Raw genomic sequence first — 15,441 nt, 5'->3', positions numbered from 1 at the left:
GGGGTCGGATGGAGGAGTCGGTGCTCGGTGGCGGTGCGGTCAACGAGGTCGTCCGGGTCGGCGACACCGTTCGGCGCCCGCCGTCCCAACGGTCGGTTTACGTGCGGGAGTTGCTGTCCCTGTTCGAGAGTGCGGGGTGGCCGGGCGCGCCGCGGTTCCTCGGTGTGGACGAACTCGGCAGGGAGATCTTCGACTTCGTCGAGGGCGAGGCCGCCGTGACTCCGGACGAGCGCGCCGCGGCCCGGACCGACGAGGCCCTCGCGGAGGTCGCCGGGCTGGTCCGCGCCTTCCACGACCTGACCCACGGAACAGCGCTCGCCGGGGACCGGGACGTGGTGTGCCACAACGACCTCGCGCCGAAGAACACCGTGTACGCCGACGGGCGGCCCGTCGCGTTCATCGACTGGGACCTCGCCGCCCCCGGTGACCGGGTGCACGACCTCGCCCACGTGTGCTGGCAGTACCTGGAACTGGGGCCGGGCGTAAGGGACGTAGGGCAGACCGCCCGCCGCGTCCGGCTGCTCTGCGACGCCTACGGCCTCGACGAGCGGGACGGCCTGCTGGACACGGTCCTGTGGTGGCAGGACCGGTGCTGGAGGGGCATCGAGGCGGGCGCGCTGCGGGGGGAGCCGGCCATGACCGGGCTGCGCGAGCGCGGGGTCGTGGCGGAGGTGCGGGCCGCGCGGGAGTGGGTCGCGGGGCACCGTGACGCGCTCGGTGCCTTCCTGATGTGACGACCCCACAGGTGACATGCGCAGGGCCGGCCCACGTCCGGTGGGCCGGCCCTGCCGTCCGCCGTGCCGAGGGGACCGCTACGGCCTCGGGGCGCTCTTCGCCGCCGTGACGGTGCACATCAGCCCCAGGATCACCGCGAGGGCGCCGATGATGATGTTGTTCAGCGCCACACCGGTGTCGGGGCTGTCGCCGACGACCCAGGGGGCGATGATCATCCAGATGCCGACCGCGCAGAAGGCCCAGCTCAGGCCGTACATGCGCTCGGGGGTCTGGGTGAATCCGAGGGCCAGCAGACCGATCGCTATGCCCACGATCAGGTTGTGGGTCACGAGCGCGGGCTGGCTCGTCGTGTAGTGGAGTATCCAGGGGGACACGGCGCAGTACAGACCGAGCAGGAACACCGGTCCGTCCACGAGGGCCACATCGCGACCGCCGAGCATGCGGGCGTAGCGCTCCCGCATTTCAGGTGCGTCGGGGTGGCTGCTGATGTCACCTCTGGGGTGCGAGACGTTGGCCATGATCGTCTCCTTCGAACTCACTGGCCCGGCCGCGTCTGGTGCGGAGTGCGGTAAGCGCCGCCTGGATACATTCTGCGCTTATTTCCCCTTTATGTGTAGAGGTGACCAGGTCCGCCCCCCGGCAGAGCGCCGACTCCCTCCGAGGGGCGGACGGTGAGCCGGGCGCCCTGCGCGGCCGGGCCGATGATCGGCGCACCGCTTCCGCGTCGAAAGCGAGGACGAGCCCGCGGCTCGCGCGGCCACCGTGCCGCCATGGTTCCGGCCCGGGACCATGGTCATCAACTCGCATCGGTTCTGCGTCGTATAGTCGCTCCATGAGCGGCATACCGGACGGCGGGGTTCTGGAGGAGCGGCCGGAACCGGCCCTCCCCGACATCGCGACGAGTCTCACCACCGGGGCCCTGGCCCGGCGGCTCGGGGTGTCGCCCACCACGCTGCGCTCCTGGGACCGCCGCTACGGCATCGGCCCCGCCGTCCGCACCGACGGCCGGCACCGCCGCTGGACCCCGCAGGACATCGCCGTGCTGGAGTCGATGTGCCGGCTCACCTCCGCGGGGGTGCCGCCCGCCGAGGCGGCCCGCGCGGCGAAGGACTCGGCGGCACCGGGGCCCGGCGCCGGCGCGGTCCCGCCGAGCGCGCCCGAACCCGCGACCCGGCCCCGCTCCCGGGCGGCCGGCACGCTCCCGCTGGGCGATGTGCGGCAGGAGTGCCGCGGTCTCGCCCGCGCCGCCGTCCGCCTGGACGCGCCCGCCGTGGAGGAGCAGTTGGCCGCGGCCGTCGAGACCCACGGCATCGCCGTCGCCTGGCAGGAGGTGATGGTGCCCACGCTGCACGCGGTGGGACGCAAGTGGGCCTCGTCCGGGGACCGTTACGTCGAGGTCGAGCACCTGCTGTCCTGGCACATGTCCACCGCTCTGCGTCGCTGCACCCGGCCACCGGCCCGACAGGGCGACACGCTCGGACCCGGGCCGGTCGTGCTGGCCTGCGTCCCCGGCGAGCAGCACACGCTGGCGCTGGAGGCCCTCAACGCCGGTCTGAACGAACTGCGCGTGCCCACCAGGATGTTCGGGGCCGCCGTACCCGTGGAGGCGCTGACCGCCGCGGTGGACCGGCTCGGCCCGGCGGCCGTCGTCCTGTGGGCGCAGGCCCGCTCCACGGCGAGCCTGCCGCTGGCCCGGCACATCGCCGGCGCCCAGTGGGGCGTGAAGGGCGCCCGCACGAGGCCCGTGGTGATGCTGGGCGGGGCCGGCTGGCTCGGCCGCTCCGGCCAGGGAATGCTGCGGCCGACGACCTTCCAGGACGCCCTGGACTCGCTGGCCCGGCTGTACGCGGCGGAACCGCCCGCCTGAATCAGTCGCGGCCGCGCGCCTGTTTGAAGCGGGCGAGCCCCTCGGACAGCTCCACGATCGGTTCCGGGTAGTCCAGCGCGGCGCGGTCCGGGCCCCGCAGTCTCCACGGTTCGTGCACCACGGCCCCCTCCAGCGCGGCCAGTTCGGGCACCCAGCGGCGGACGTACGTGCCGTCGGGGTCGTACCGCTTGGCCTGGATGACCGGGTTGAGGACCCGGTTGGGGCGGGTGTCGGTGCCCGTGCCCGCCACCCACTGCCAGTTGAGCTGGTTGTTGGCGAGGTCCCCGTCCACCAGCAGGTCCAGGAAGTGCCGGGCGCCGATCCGCCAGTCCACGTACAGCGTCTTGGTGAGGAAGCTCGCGGTCAGCAGGCGGCCGCGGTTGTGCATCCACCCCTCGTGGCGGAGCTGGCGCATCGCCGCGTCGACGATCGGGTAGCCGGTGCGGCCCGCCTTCCACGCCTCGATGTCCTCGCCCGCGGTCCGCTCGGAGCGCCAACGGTCGTGCCGGTCACGGTAGTCGGCGGTGGCCGCGGCCGGCCGGCCCGAGAGCACCTGCCGGTGGAAGTCGCGCCAGGCGAGCTGCCGTACGAAGGCCTCCGCGCCCGGACCGCCCGCCCGGCGCGCCCGGTGGACGAGCTCGACGGGGGAGAGGGTGCCGAAGTGCAGGTGCGGGGAGAGCCGGGAGGTCGCGTCGCCGGCCAGGTCGTCGTGGCTGTCCCCGTACCCGGCCAGACCGCTCCGCAGCCAGGCGGTGAACCGCTTGCGGCCCTCCGTCTCACCGCCCGCGGCCAGTCCCTCCGAGAGCCCGGACAGGTCGTCGCGGGACGGCAGCGGCTCGGAGTCGACGCCGTCCGGGACCCGCACGGACCGCGGGGCCGCGAGCGGTTCCCGCAGCCGCTGCTCGGACCAGCGCCGGAAGTACGGCGTGAACACGGCGAAGTGGTCCGAGGCGACCGGGACCACCTCGCCGGGGGCGACGGCCGTGGCCACCCTGTCGTGGACGTGGAGGCGCACCCCCTCGGCCTCCAGGACCCGGCGCAGCCGCTCCTCCCGCCGGTGGGCGTGCGCGCTGACGTCGGAGGCCATGTGCACCTCGTCGGCGTCCGCCTCGGCGGCGACCTTGCGCACCTGGTCGACGAGGTCGCCGGAGCGCAGCACCAGCCGGCCGCCCCGCTCGCGCAGACCGGCGTCGAGGTCGCGCAGACAGTCGACGAGGAACGCCAGCCGGTTGGGGGCGGCGAAGCCCGCGGCGTCCACGGCCCGGTCCCGCACGAACAGCGGGACGACCCGCTCGGTGCCGTCGAGGGCCGCCGCGAGCGACGGATGGTCGTGCAGACGCAGGTCGCAGGTGAACAGGACGACCGAGATGCTCATGGCGCGTACTCCGGGATGCGGGAAGGAGCCGGGGGTCAGTGGACGGGGGCGTGCTCAGGGGCGCGAGCCGTCGGACTCGCCGCGGCGCGGGCGATGTTGCGGGCCATGCCGCCGAAGACGATCGCGTGGAAGGGCGAGACGCTCCACCAGTAGGCATGGCCGAGCAGTCCGTGCGGATGGAACAGGGCGCGCTGCCGGTACCGGGTGCGGCCGCCCTCGTCGGTCACCACGCCCATCTCCAGCCAGGCCAGACCCGGCAGCCGCATCTCCGCCCGCAGCCGCAGCAGCCGGCCCGGCTCGATCGCCTCCACCCGCCAGAAGTCCAGCGAGTCGCCGACCCGCAGCCGTGCCGCGTCCCGGCGGCCCCGGCGCAGCCCGACCCCGCCGACCAGCCGGTCCAGCCAGCCCCGCACCGCCCAGGCGAGCGGGAAGGAGTACCAGCCGTTCTCGCCGCCGATGCCCTCCACGACCCGCCACAGCGCCTCGGGCGAGGCCTCGACCGGGAGCTCCCGGTGGTCGCTGTAGAGGCTTCCGCCGGCCCAGTCGGGGTCGGTGGGCAGTGGATCGCTGGGGGCGCCGGGCACCGACGCGGACGACCACCGGGTGGTGACCCGTGCGTCCCGCACCCGTTGCAGAGCCAGGCGTACGGCCTCGTCGAAGCCGATCGGGGGTGCGGGCGGGCCGGGGAGATGGCGGGCGATGTCGTTCTCGTGGCAGACCACCTCGTGCCGCAGGGACTCGGTCAGCGGCCGCGCGATCGAGGCGGGCACCGGCGTCACCAGACCCACCCAGTGGCTGGAGAGGCCGGGGGTGAGCACCGGTACCGGGAGGATGACCCGGCGCGGCAGCCCGGCGACCGCCGCGTACCTGAGCATCATCTGCCGGTACGTCAGCACCTCCGGCCCGCCGATGTCGAAGGCCCGGTCGACGTCCGGGGGCATGGTGGCGCCGGCGACCAGGGCCCGCAGCACGTCGCGGACCGCCACGGGCTGGATGCGGGTGTGCACCCAGCTCGGGGTGACCATGACGGGCAGGCGTTCGGTCAGGTAGCGCAGCATCTCGAAGGAGGCGGAACCCGAGCCGATGACGACGGCCGCGCGCAGGATCGTGGTCGGGACCCCCGAGTCGAGCAGGATGCGGGCGACCTCCGCGCGGGACCGCAGATGCGGCGAGAGCTCGTGCTCGGGCACACCCGCCGGGATGAGCCCGCTGAGGTGCACGATCCGCCGCACACCGGCCGCGCGGGCCTGCTCGGCGAAGATCCGGGCGGCCCTGCGGTCGGTCTCCTCGAAACCCTTGCCCGAACTCATCGCGTGCACCAGGTAGTAGGCCACGTCCACCCCGTCCAGGGCCCGGGCCACGGACGCGGCGTCGGTCACGTCGCCGGCGACCACCTCGGCCCGGCCGGCCCAGGGATGGTCGCGCAGCCGGTCGGGGGAGCGGGCCAGACACCGAACGCGGTGCCCCGCGTCGAGCAGTTCGGGAACCAGGCGTCCGCCGATGTACCCGGTGGCACCGGTCACCAGACACCGCAGTCCCGCGCGCGCGTCGTCCTGCTCCATCGCCCTCCGCCCTTCCTGTCGCCCCCTGCTGATCACTTCGACCGCGGGATCCGGTTCGGATGCGGCCCGGGCCCGCGGGAGCGCGGGGCTTCTATACGCTGATCACGTGGCCACAGCGAACCAGCGGGAACAGGACGAGCGCCCGGAGTCCGGCACGGGCGGGGCGCCGACCGACCTGTACGCCTTCGCCGTCCGGCTGCGCCGCATGAACGGCGAGATCAACCGCCTCGTCCAGGGCTTCGCGGGCGATCACGGGCTGCACGCCACCGACATCCAGGCGCTCGCCGCGATCATGGACGCGGAGGAGCCGATGACCCCCGGCGGGCTGCGCCGCCACCTCGGGCTCACCTCGGGCGCGGTGACCGCGTGCGTGGACCGGCTGGAGCGGGCGGGCCACATCCGCCGGGTCCGGGAGAGCGCCGACCGCAGGGTCGTCCACCTCCACTACGCTCCGGAGGCCCGGGCGGCCGCACGGTCGTACTTCCGTCCGCTGGCCGAGGCGACCGAGGCCGCCCGCTCCCGGTTCGGCGAGCAGGAACTGACGGTGGTGGTGCGCTTCCTCGAGGCGCTGAACGACGAACTCTCCGCCGCGCGGCCGACCGGCGGCTGAATCCGCCCGCCGCGGGCGCATCCGCCGACCGGGTGACGGGAGAAGCACAGGCGTCGTCTACGATCACCGACATGATGTAACTCAATGATTGAGATTGTTTTTCATCGAGTTACATGTCCCCGAACCCTGGAGACCGATGTCCCCCGCCGCCCGCCGCACCCGTGTGCTCATCCCGCTCCTCCTGCTGGCCGTATGGCTCGTCGCCGGAGGCGTCCTCGGTCCCTTCGCGGGCCGTCTCGGCGAGGTCGCGACCAACGACCAGGCGGCCTTCCTGCCGCGCAGCGCCGAGTCGACCGCGGTCATCGCCGAGCAGAAGAGGTTCCGGCAGAACGAGACCCTGCCCGTGATCGTCGTCTGGACCGGCGGCGCGGTGGCCGACCACAAGGCGGACGCCGACCGGGCGCTCACCTCCCTCGCCGACGCACCCGGAGTCGCCGGCGAGGTGTCGCCCGCGATCCCCTCCGAGGACGGCAAGGCCCTCGAAGGGGTGGTCCCCCTGCGCCCCGACCTCGGTGACACCCTCCCCGACGCCCTCGAACGGATACGGTCCGCCGCCGAACGCGTCCCCGGCACGACCGTCCAGCTCGCCGGACCGGCCGCCACCCAGGCCGACCTCTCCGACGCCTTCGCCGGCATCGACGGACTGCTCCTGGCCGTCGCGCTGGCCGTCGTCCTCGTCATCCTGCTGCTGGTGTACCGCAGCGTGCTCCTGCCGCTGGTGATCATCCTCGGCTCGGTCTTCGCCCTCGGCGTCGCCTGCGCCGTGGTGTACGCCCTCGCGGACCACGACGTCGTCCGCGTCGACGGGCAGGTCCAGGGCATCCTCTCCATCCTCGTGATCGGCGCGGCCACCGACTACGCCCTGCTGCTCACCGCCCGCTACCGCGAGGAACTCGCCCGCGACGCCGACCGGTTCGGCGCCGCGCGGGCGGCGCTGCGCCGCTCCTGGGCGGCGATCGTCGCCAGCGCGGCCACGGTCGCCCTCGGCCTCCTCGCCCTGCTGCTGAGCGACCTCACCAACAACCGCGCCCTCGGCCCGGTCGGTGCCATCGGCATCGCCTGCGCCGTCCTGACCTCCCTGACCTTCCTGCCCGCCGCCCTCGCCCTGCTGGGCCGCGCCGCCTACTGGCCCGCCCGCCCCCGCCCGGCGGACGACCACCGCGAGGGCGTCTGGCACCGGGTCGCCGCGCTCGTCGACCGGGCGCCCCGCAAGGTCTGGGCGGTCACCCTCGTCGTCCTGGTGGCCGGTGCCGCCTTCGCCCCCGCCCTCACCTCGAAGGGCGTTCCCCTCGACGAGACCTTCGTCGACGACGCCCCCTCGGTGGCCGCCCAGCAGACCCTGAGCCGGCACTTCCCGGCCGGCTCGGGCAACCCCGCCGTGGTCGTCGCCGACGCCGACCGGCTCTCCGAGGTCGTCCGGGCGGCCCGCGGGACCGAGGGGGTCGCGTCGGCCACGCCCGCGAGCGCCTCCGGCCGCCCCGGTGCCGAACCGCTGGTCGTCGACGGCCGGGTGCGCGTCGACGTGACCCTCACCGCGGCCCCCGACAGCGACACCGCCAAGGAGACCGTCGCGCGGCTGCGCACCGCCCTGCACGGGGTACCGGACGCCGACGCCCTCGTCGGGGGCTACACGGCCCAGCAGTACGACACCCTGCGCACCGCGGAGCACGACCGCACCGTCATCGTCCCGGTGGTCCTCGCGATCATCCTGTTCATCCTGGTCGTCCTGCTGCGGTCGCTGCTGCTGCCCGTGCTGCTGGTGGCGACCGTGGCCCTCAACTTCCTGACCACACTGGGAGTTTCGGCCCTGGTCTTCCGCCATGTGCTCGGCTTCACCGGCACCGATCCCTCCGTGCCGCTCTACGGCTTCGTGTTCCTCGTCGCCCTCGGCGTCGACTACAACATCTTCCTGATGTCCCGGGTCCGCGAGGAGTCGCTGCGGCACGGGGTGCGGCAGGGGATGGCACGCGGCCTGATCACGACCGGCGGTGTCATCACCTCCGCCGGCGTGGTGCTGGCCGCCACCTTCGCCGCCCTCGGGGTGATCCCGCTGGCCTTCCTCGCCCAGATCGCCTTCATCGTCGCCTTCGGCGTCCTGCTCGACACCCTGGTGGTCCGGTCCCTGCTGGTGCCCGCCCTGGTCCGCGACATCGGACCCCGCGTCTGGTGGCCGACCGCCGTCGGCGAAACCACGAAGGTGTGACATGTACGCCCGAATCCCGGGCAACCGGACAGGTACGAGACGGTTCGTCAGCGAAGTCGGAGGTGTCTGCCGCTATGAGCGCGAAGGTGTTGGAGCGGTTTCCAGCGGGATCTCCGCGCGGGTCGTGGCCGGCAGAGGAATACGCGGCGCAGAGGCGGGCGCAGGGTGAACCGGCGACCGTGGTGATGGATCTCAAGTCGGACGCGTTCCTCGTGGTGGTCCCGGGCCGGGACGAGGACTGAGGGCATCCCTCACGGGTGGCCGTGGGCGACCCACCCGCCGGCGGGCCCGGTGTCCCACGAGCACTTCGTGGGACACCGGGCCCGCCGGGTCCGTACGGCAGTCACGGACCGCGCGACCGCCTCCGCCCCGCACTTGAGCAGAGCCGACCCGAGATCCCTGACGTCTCGCGCGTGAGGAGCAGGGCGACGCCTGGACGCGCGTCTCGAAGCCGGGTCGACGTCTCCAGGAGGACGCCCCGGCGCACCTGACGGCCGCCCTCGTCGGCTTCCCGTCCTAGAGCTCCGCCAGCGCGTCCAGATGAGCGCGGCGCACCTCGGTCGTCTGTCCCTGCACGAGGAGGAACATCCCCTCCCGGAACAGCCGTTGGGCCGTGCCGTCGAGGGCCATGGCGCGCCCGCCGCCGGACACCACGGCCGCCGTCGTGGCGGCGCGCATCAGGTCGTACGACCGTGTCTTGAGCGCGAGTCGCTCGGGCACGCGCTCGTACGGGACGGGGTGGTCGGCGAGGTCGTACACCTGCCCGCGCACCTCGTCGAGACGGCCGCGAAGGGAGGCCGCCGTCTCCTGCTCGCCGGCGTCCTCGAGAACGCGGAGCGCCGCGTACGCCACCCCGAAGACCGCGGGGGAGGCGTTGGTGTTGCGGGGCCGGTCCAGCAGCGCGAACTCCTCCTGCGGAGTGCGCAGCACCACCGCGTCCCCGGGCAGCCACAGGCCGTCCAGTTCCAGGGAGACCGTGCGGGCCGCGGTGAGCGCCGCGAGCCGCATCGGCTCCGAGGCCCGCAGCCCCGGCTGCTCGTGCGCCCCGGTGAACGCGAACACCACCTCGTCCGCCTCGCTCACTCCGGCCAGCAGCATCACGTCGTTCAGGCCCCAGCCCGTGTACCAGGGCACCTTCCCGTCGAACCGCCAGCCGCCGCGCTCCGCCGTCGCCCGCACCGGCACCCGGGGGAACGAGCGGACGTGCGCGAACGCGATCCCCGCCAGCAGCTCGCCGGTCGCGAGCGGCCCGAGCAGTCGCTCCCGCACCGGCAGCTCGCACCGCGCGAGCATCCGTACCGGGCTGTGGTGCTGCGTCTGCACGAACCAGGTCGAGCAGCACGCCCCGGCGAGGATCTCCTGGACCTCCCGCGCCACCGCGTCGGGGGCGCCCGCACCGCCGTACTCCTTCGGCGCGCTCACCCCCAGTAGGCCCGAGCCCTTGATCGCGTCGAGGTGTGCCACGGGCACGCCCTCCTGGTCGACGCGTGCCGCGTACGGGGCGAGGAGGCCGTCCGCGAGGGCGCGGGCGGTGGCGAGCAGCGGGTGCGGTGCGGTGGTCATGGACAGGATTCTCCCGATCGGGTCGCGCGCGGTGTCGATCCTGGGGTGTGCCGTTCGTGTAGGAGGTGAGACACACTCACAGGAGGAGATGGACATGCAGTACTACCTGCTCAACGTCATGCAGCCCGGCTGGGACGAGCTGCCCGCCCCCGAGGTCCTGGCCGAGATCGGGAAACGGCTCGACGTCTTCCACCAGGAGCTCCGCGAGGCCGGGGCCTGGGTCTTCGCCGGAGGGCTGCACAGCCCCGACTCCTCGACCGTGCTGCGGCCCCGCGACGGCGACGTCCTGATCACCGACGGACCGTACGCCGAGGGCAAGGAACAGCTCGGCGGCCTGTGCATCGTGAAGGCACCCGACTTCGACGCGGCCCTGGAATGGGGGCGCAAGGCGGCCCTGGCCACCACCCTGCCCATCGAGGTGCGCCCCTTCCAGCACGAGTCCGAGGACTGACGACCTTGGACATCGAAGGCGTCTTCCGCGAGGAGTACGGCCGCGCGGTCGCCGTCCTCGTCCGCTTCCTCGGCGACATCGACCTCGCCGAGGAAGCGGTCCAGGACGCCTTCACCACGGCCGTGCGGCGCTGGCCGGAGACCGGGGTGCCGCCCAGCCCGGCCGGCTGGATCATCACCACCGCCCGCAACCGCGCGATCGACCGGCTGCGCCGCGAGTCCACCCGCGAGGCCCGCCACGCCGAGGCCGCCCTGCTGTACGCCTCCGACGCACCGCCCGAGGAGAACCCCGTGCGCGACGACCGGCTCCGCCTGATCTTCACCTGCTGCCACCCCGCGCTCGCGCCCCAGGCCCGCGTCGCCCTCACCCTCCGGCTGCTCGGCGGCCTGACCACCGCGCAGATCGCCCGCGCCTTCCTGGTCCCCGAGCCGACGATGGCCCAGCGTCTCGTCCGCGCCAAGGCCAAGATCCGCGACACCCGCATCCCCTACCGCGTCCCCCGCGACGCCGACCTCCCCGACCGGCTCAACGGCGTGCTCGCCGTCGTCTACCTCGTCTTCAACGAGGGCTACGGCGGCACCCCCGAACTGTGCGCCGAGGCCGTGCGCCTGGGTCGGCTGCTCGCCGAGCTGATGCCGGACGAACCCGAGGTCACCGGTCTGCTCGCGCTGATGCTGCTCGTCGAGTCCCGCCGGGCCACCCGCACCGACGGCGACGGGGCGCTCGTACCGCTGTCCGAACAGGACCCGGCGCGCTGGGACCGCGCGCTCGTCGCCGAGGGGCAGGCACTCGTCCGGCGGTGTCTGCGCCGGAACCGGCCCGGGCCGTACCAGATCCAGGCCGCGGTCCAGGCTGTGCACAGCGACCCGCCCACCGACTGGAAGCAGGTCCGCCTGCTGTACGACCAGCTCATGGCCGTGGCGCCGAGCCCCGTCGTCGCCCTCAACCGCGCGGTCGCCGTCGCCGAGACCGACGGACCCGGGCCCGCCCTCGCCCTGGTGGACGCACTCGACCTGGACGGCTACCACGTCCTGCACGCCGTCCGGGCCGACCTGCTGCGCCGGCTCGGACGGATCACGGAGGCCGCGGACGCCTATGCGAAGGCCGCGGAGCTCACCGGGAACCCGGCGGAGCGCGCCCATCTCGACCGCCGCCGCCGCGCGCTGTGAACCCGCCGCGGAGGGTGCCGACGACCGCCCGGAATTTACCCGGCCGCGAAAAGGTTGCAATATACATCTGACCGTCGAGAACCAGGCCGCAAGGCCCGCGCACCCCAGCGAGGCACCCGTGAACCACCCCGCCCCCGAGCAGCCCGCCGACGTCGTCGCCCGACTGCGCGCCACCTTCCGCAGCGGCCGCACCAAGCCCGTCGAGTGGCGTACGACCCAGTTGCGCCGACTGCGGGAGATGCTCACGGACAACGGCACCGACCTGGCCGCCGCCCTCCACGCCGACCTGGGCAAGAGCTCCACCGAGGCCTTCCGTACCGAGATCGACTTCACGATCCGGGAGATCGACCACACCCTGGACCACCTCACCGACTGGCTGCGCCCCGAGTCCGCCCCCGTCCCGGCCCACCTCGGCGCCGACGCGACCGCCTGGACGCGGTACGACCCGCTCGGCGTGGTCCTCGTCATCGCCCCCTGGAACTACCCGGCCCAGTTGCTGCTCGCCCCGGTGGTCGGCGCCCTCGCCGCGGGCAACGCCGTGGTCGCCAAGCCCAGCGAACTCGCCCCGGCCACCTCCGCCGCCGTGGCCCGGCTGCTGCCCGCCTACCTGGACACCGACGCCGTCGCCGTCGTCGAGGGCGGCATCCCGGAGACCACCGCCCTGCTGGCCGAGCGCTTCGACCACATCTTCTACACCGGCAACGGCACCGTCGGCAGGGTCGTCCTGCGCGCCGCCGCCGAGCATCTCACCCCGGTCACCCTCGAACTGGGCGGCAAGTCACCGGCGTTCGTCGACCGCGACGCCGACCTCGCCGTCGTCGCCGACCGCCTGGCCCGCGGAAAGTTCCTCAACGCCGGGCAGACCTGTGTCGCCCCCGACTACGTCCTCACCGACCCGGAGACCGCGGCCGCCCTGGAGCCGCGGCTGAAGAACGCCGTCGAGACCCTGTACGGCAGCGACCCCGCCGACTCCGGCGAGTACGGCCGCATCATCAACGAGCGGCACTTCGACCGGCTCACCGCACTCCTCGACTCGGGCCGCACGGTCGTGGGCGGCACGAGCGACCGTGCGGGCAAGTACATCGCGCCCACCGTCCTCGCCGACGTCGACCCCGACTCCCCGGTGATGCGGGAGGAGATCTTCGGCCCCATCCTGCCGATCGTCACCGTGCCCGGACTGGACGCCGCCATCGACTTCATCAACGACCGCGACAAGCCCCTCGCGCTGTACGTCTTCACCGACTCCGACACGACACGCGGCCGCATCGCCGACGAGACCTCCTCCGGCGGCCTCGGCTTCGGCCTGCCCCTCGCCCATCTCACCGTCTCCGACCTGCCGTTCGGCGGAGTCGGGGAGAGCGGCATGGGCAACTACCACGGCCGCTGGTCCATCGAGACCTTCAGCCACCGCAAGGCGGTCCTGGAGAAGCCCCTCGGCTAGTCGCCGCACGCGGCACGCCCGGGCCCGGCGGGCGGGTGGGACCTGCTGGGCCATCGGCGCGGTTTCCCACCCCGTGGAACCACGGCACCACCGGTTGCTTCTAGGCTCGATGCCGACGGCCTGAGCACGACGGCGCACTGCCTGCGCGGAACACGGGGGAGCACGGATGCACGACTGGGCGATGCCGACCCCCTCGGCGCGCTCCACCGCGGCCCGCCGGGGGGACGGCTTCCTCGCCGCGCCCTTCTGCGAGCGCTGCGCGGACCTCCTCGAAGCCGGACACCACGTGTTCCTCGGGACCATCCCCGGTAACGGCTACTTCTCCGAGGCCCGGCTCGTCGGGCTGCTGCGCCGGGCCGCCGCCCGCTTCACCCGGGTCGCGATCGCCCACCCCGACACCGGCACCGTCGCCTGCACCTACCTCGGCCGCGGCTACGAACCCCGGCACGCCCGCGCCCGCGCCCCCCGCGACGTGCGCCAGACGGCCAACCGGATCTCCCGCGCCGCGACCACCGCACGGATCGACCCGGCCCGGCAGCGCGTCGCCCGCTGCTCCGAGTTCCGCGACACCCCCGCCTACCGTGCCGCCTTGGAGCGCGTCTCCCGCGCGCACCGGGAGCAGCCCGCGTTCCACGCCACCTGCGCCCGCATGGTCACCGGCGGGCTGCGCACCACCATGCCCGCCGACCGGACCCCGACCGCCGACCAACTGACCGCCGGAGCCGAGCACTTGGACCGCGAGCTGCCTTTCCTTCTCGACACCCCGGCCGTCCTCGGCGTACCGGCGTCCGTCTTCGCCTACCGCGTCACCCCGGCCCTCGCCGGATTCCTCTACGGCCCGGACGCCACGCTCCCGGCCGTGGGTACCCAGGGATTCGTCACCGTGGACCCCCTCCCCGCGCCATGACCCCCCGGGCCGAGCTCGCCGAAACCGTTCCGGCAAGCTCGGTGCCCGGCAGAACAACCGCACCCCCGCATGGAGTTGACGTCATGACCGACAAGCTCACCGTGAGCGTCCTGGGCACCGGCATCATGGGTGCCGCGATGGCCCGCAACCTCGCCCGCGCCGGACACACCGTCCGCGCCTGGAACCGCAGTCCGGACAAGGCACGGCCGCTGGCCGCGGACGGCGTCGAGATCGCCGACAGCCCCGCCGAGGCCGTGCGCGGCGCCGACGTCGTCCTCACCATGCTGTACGACGGTCCCGCGACCCTCGACGTGATGCGCCGGGCCGCCGAGGGGCTGCGCCCGGGCGCAGCCTGGGTGCAGTCGACCACCGCCGGCGTCGAGTCCATCGCCGACCTGGCCGCCTTCGCCCGCGAGCACCGGCTGGTCTTCTTCGACGCGCCCGTCCTGGGCACCCGGCAGCCCGCCGAGGCCGGACAGCTCCTGGTCCTCGCGGCCGGACCGGTCGACGGACGCGGCGCGGTCACCCCCGTGTTCGACGCCGTCGGCGCCCGCACGGTGTGGACCGGCGAGGACGGTGCCGAGGGCAGCGCGACCCGCCTCAAGCTGGTCGCGAACAGTTGGGTGCTCGCGGTCACCAACGCGGCCGGCGAGACCCTCGCCCTCGCGAAGGCCCTCGGCGTGGACCCGCAGGGCTTCTTCGACGCCATCGACGGCGGCCCGCTCGACATGGGCTACCTGCGGGCCAAGGCGGCTCTCGTCCTCGACGACCGCTTGTCCCCGGCCCAGTTCGCGGTGTCCACCGCCGCAAAGGACGCCCGGCTCATCGTGGAGGCCGGCGAGCGCAGCGGAGTCCGCCTGGACGTGGCCGCGGCCGGCGCCGAGCGCTTCGAGCGGGCCACCGCCCAGGGCCACGGCGACGAGGACATGGCCGCCGCGTATTTCGCGAGCTTCGACGAGAAGGCCTGAGACGGAGGCCGAAACCGAAACCGAGGTCGAGGCCGGCATCGAAACCGAGGCCGGATCCGAGGCCGAGACCGAAACCGAGACCGCGACCGGACCACGGACCCGGAGACCGGACCACGGACCCGAGACCGCAACGCCCACCCCGAGGAGGACCCCGCATGTCCAAGCCGCCCCTGCCGCCCGAGGCCGTCGAACTGCTGCGCCGCCCCAACCCCTGTGTGATGGCCACCCTGCGCTCCGACGGAGCACCGGTGTCGACCCCCACCTGGTACCTCTGGGAGGACGGCCGTGTCCTGATCAACCTGGACGAGGGCCGGGTCCGGCTGAAGCACCTGCGCCGCGACCCGCGCATCACTCTCACCGTCCTGGACGGCGACGACTGGTACACGCACCTCACGCTCATCGGCCGTGTGGTCGAGACCTACGAGGACAAGGACCTCACCGACATCGACCGCCTCTCCACCCACTACGGCGGCCGTCCCTACCCCGACCGGGTCCGGGGCCGCGTGAGCGCCTGGATCGAGGTCGAGCGCTGGCACGGCTGGGGCGAGATGAAGGACAACGACCAAGCCTCCGGCTGACGGCACGCCCGT

Annotated in this window: 15 protein-coding genes; 11 read left to right on the top strand and 4 right to left on the bottom strand. The window is 73.7% G+C overall.

The features are described 5' to 3' along the window. The first annotated feature begins 8 nt into the window (after window positions 1-8). Window positions 9-734: a phosphotransferase gene (locus ACZ66S_RS27515; RefSeq protein ID WP_469904209.1), complete on the top strand. Its 726-nt coding sequence runs from the start codon at window positions 9-11 to the stop codon at window positions 732-734. A 78-nt stretch (window positions 735-812) separates the two neighbouring features. Here the strand turns inward: ACZ66S_RS27515 and ACZ66S_RS27510 are convergent, their stop codons facing one another. Next, window positions 813-1,253 carry an SPW repeat protein gene (locus ACZ66S_RS27510; RefSeq protein ID WP_356592095.1) on the bottom strand — a complete coding sequence of 147 codons (441 nt, stop codon included), beginning with the start codon at window positions 1,251-1,253 and terminating at the stop codon, window positions 813-815. A gap of 314 nt (window positions 1,254-1,567) precedes the next feature. Here ACZ66S_RS27510 and ACZ66S_RS27505 point away from each other — a divergent pair, with 314 nt between their 5' ends. Continuing rightward, the gene (locus tag ACZ66S_RS27505) at window positions 1,568-2,602 is read left to right on the top strand and encodes a MerR family transcriptional regulator (RefSeq protein WP_469904208.1); all 1,035 of its coding nucleotides are present in this window, start codon (window positions 1,568-1,570) and stop codon (window positions 2,600-2,602) included. Between the two features lies 1 nt (window position 2,603). Here the strand turns inward: ACZ66S_RS27505 and ACZ66S_RS27500 are convergent, their stop codons facing one another. Then, window positions 2,604-3,977: a cryptochrome/photolyase family protein gene (locus ACZ66S_RS27500; protein WP_469904207.1), complete on the bottom strand. Its 1,374-nt coding sequence runs from the start codon at window positions 3,975-3,977 to the stop codon at window positions 2,604-2,606. A 35-nt stretch (window positions 3,978-4,012) separates the two neighbouring features. Continuing rightward, window positions 4,013-5,539: an SDR family oxidoreductase gene (locus ACZ66S_RS27495; RefSeq protein ID WP_469904206.1), complete on the bottom strand. Its 1,527-nt coding sequence runs from the start codon at window positions 5,537-5,539 to the stop codon at window positions 4,013-4,015. Window positions 5,540-5,645: 106 nt separating this feature from the next. Here ACZ66S_RS27495 and ACZ66S_RS27490 point away from each other — a divergent pair, with 106 nt between their 5' ends. The 3 genes from ACZ66S_RS27490 to ACZ66S_RS27480 all read left to right on the top strand — a co-directional run bounded on the left by ACZ66S_RS27490 (window position 5,646) and on the right by ACZ66S_RS27480 (window position 8,594). Continuing rightward, a complete protein-coding gene (locus ACZ66S_RS27490; protein WP_469904205.1) occupies window positions 5,646-6,149 on the top strand; it encodes a MarR family winged helix-turn-helix transcriptional regulator in 504 nt (167 codons plus the stop codon). Window positions 6,150-6,285: 136 nt separating this feature from the next. Then, window positions 6,286-8,352: an MMPL family transporter gene (locus ACZ66S_RS27485; RefSeq protein ID WP_469904204.1), complete on the top strand. Its 2,067-nt coding sequence runs from the start codon at window positions 6,286-6,288 to the stop codon at window positions 8,350-8,352. Between the two features lie 74 nt (window positions 8,353-8,426). Then, window positions 8,427-8,594, top strand: a complete 168-nt coding sequence (locus ACZ66S_RS27480) for a hypothetical protein (protein WP_469904203.1) — start codon at window positions 8,427-8,429, stop codon at window positions 8,592-8,594. Window positions 8,595-8,868: 274 nt separating this feature from the next. Here the strand turns inward: ACZ66S_RS27480 and ACZ66S_RS27475 are convergent, their stop codons facing one another. Next, window positions 8,869-9,915 carry an acyl-CoA dehydrogenase family protein gene (locus tag ACZ66S_RS27475; protein ID WP_469904202.1) on the bottom strand — a complete coding sequence of 349 codons (1,047 nt, stop codon included), beginning with the start codon at window positions 9,913-9,915 and terminating at the stop codon, window positions 8,869-8,871. A gap of 94 nt (window positions 9,916-10,009) precedes the next feature. On the opposite strand from ACZ66S_RS27475, the gene ACZ66S_RS27470 reads away from it, so the two are divergent. The 6 genes from ACZ66S_RS27470 (at window position 10,010) to ACZ66S_RS27445 (ending at window position 15,429) form a co-directional block, all read left to right on the top strand. Continuing rightward, window positions 10,010-10,366: a YciI family protein gene (locus ACZ66S_RS27470; protein WP_469904201.1), complete on the top strand. Its 357-nt coding sequence runs from the start codon at window positions 10,010-10,012 to the stop codon at window positions 10,364-10,366. A gap of 5 nt (window positions 10,367-10,371) precedes the next feature. Beyond that, window positions 10,372-11,535 (top strand): RNA polymerase sigma factor, encoded by a 1,164-nt coding sequence (locus tag ACZ66S_RS27465; RefSeq protein ID WP_469904200.1) that lies wholly within the window; start codon window positions 10,372-10,374, stop codon window positions 11,533-11,535. Between the two features lie 118 nt (window positions 11,536-11,653). Beyond that, a complete protein-coding gene (locus tag ACZ66S_RS27460) occupies window positions 11,654-12,976 on the top strand; it encodes an aldehyde dehydrogenase family protein (protein ID WP_469904199.1) in 1,323 nt (440 codons plus the stop codon). A gap of 166 nt (window positions 12,977-13,142) precedes the next feature. Continuing rightward, on the top strand, window positions 13,143-13,883 hold the full coding sequence (locus ACZ66S_RS27455; protein ID WP_469904198.1) for a tRNA-dependent cyclodipeptide synthase: 741 nt from the start codon (window positions 13,143-13,145) through the stop codon (window positions 13,881-13,883). 83 nt (window positions 13,884-13,966) lie between these two features. Beyond that, window positions 13,967-14,851, top strand: a complete 885-nt coding sequence (locus tag ACZ66S_RS27450; RefSeq protein WP_469904197.1) for an NAD(P)-dependent oxidoreductase — start codon at window positions 13,967-13,969, stop codon at window positions 14,849-14,851. 155 nt (window positions 14,852-15,006) lie between these two features. After that, complete coding sequence (locus ACZ66S_RS27445) at window positions 15,007-15,429, top strand: PPOX class F420-dependent oxidoreductase (RefSeq protein ID WP_469904196.1); 423 nt, start codon at window positions 15,007-15,009, stop codon at window positions 15,427-15,429. The last annotated feature ends 12 nt before the right edge of the window (window positions 15,430-15,441 follow it).

Source organism: Streptomyces sp. NPDC107471 (assembly GCF_055582845.1).
The sequence above is the reverse complement of the archived record's forward strand: the minus strand, read 5'-3'. Positions and strand labels throughout refer to the sequence as shown.

What these genes read in the sequence shown, in the direction of transcription:
- ACZ66S_RS27450 (WP_469904197.1), top strand. Translation starts at nt 13,967, where the DNA reads ATGACCGACAAGCTCACCGTGAGCGTCCTGGGCACCGGCATCATGGGT.
- ACZ66S_RS27495 (WP_469904206.1), bottom strand. Translation starts at nt 5,539, where the DNA reads ATGGAGCAGGACGACGCGCGCGCGGGACTGCGGTGTCTGGTGACCGGT.
- ACZ66S_RS27445 (WP_469904196.1), top strand. Translation starts at nt 15,007, where the DNA reads ATGTCCAAGCCGCCCCTGCCGCCCGAGGCCGTCGAACTGCTGCGCCGC.
- ACZ66S_RS27485 (WP_469904204.1), top strand. Translation starts at nt 6,286, where the DNA reads ATGTCCCCCGCCGCCCGCCGCACCCGTGTGCTCATCCCGCTCCTCCTG.
- ACZ66S_RS27515 (WP_469904209.1), top strand. Translation starts at nt 9, where the DNA reads ATGGAGGAGTCGGTGCTCGGTGGCGGTGCGGTCAACGAGGTCGTCCGG.
- ACZ66S_RS27475 (WP_469904202.1), bottom strand. Translation starts at nt 9,915, where the DNA reads ATGACCACCGCACCGCACCCGCTGCTCGCCACCGCCCGCGCCCTCGCG.
- ACZ66S_RS27510 (WP_356592095.1), bottom strand. Translation starts at nt 1,253, where the DNA reads ATGGCCAACGTCTCGCACCCCAGAGGTGACATCAGCAGCCACCCCGAC.
- ACZ66S_RS27500 (WP_469904207.1), bottom strand. Translation starts at nt 3,977, where the DNA reads ATGAGCATCTCGGTCGTCCTGTTCACCTGCGACCTGCGTCTGCACGAC.
- ACZ66S_RS27480 (WP_469904203.1), top strand. Translation starts at nt 8,427, where the DNA reads ATGAGCGCGAAGGTGTTGGAGCGGTTTCCAGCGGGATCTCCGCGCGGG.
- ACZ66S_RS27505 (WP_469904208.1), top strand. Translation starts at nt 1,568, where the DNA reads ATGAGCGGCATACCGGACGGCGGGGTTCTGGAGGAGCGGCCGGAACCG.
- ACZ66S_RS27470 (WP_469904201.1), top strand. Translation starts at nt 10,010, where the DNA reads ATGCAGTACTACCTGCTCAACGTCATGCAGCCCGGCTGGGACGAGCTG.
- ACZ66S_RS27455 (WP_469904198.1), top strand. Translation starts at nt 13,143, where the DNA reads ATGCACGACTGGGCGATGCCGACCCCCTCGGCGCGCTCCACCGCGGCC.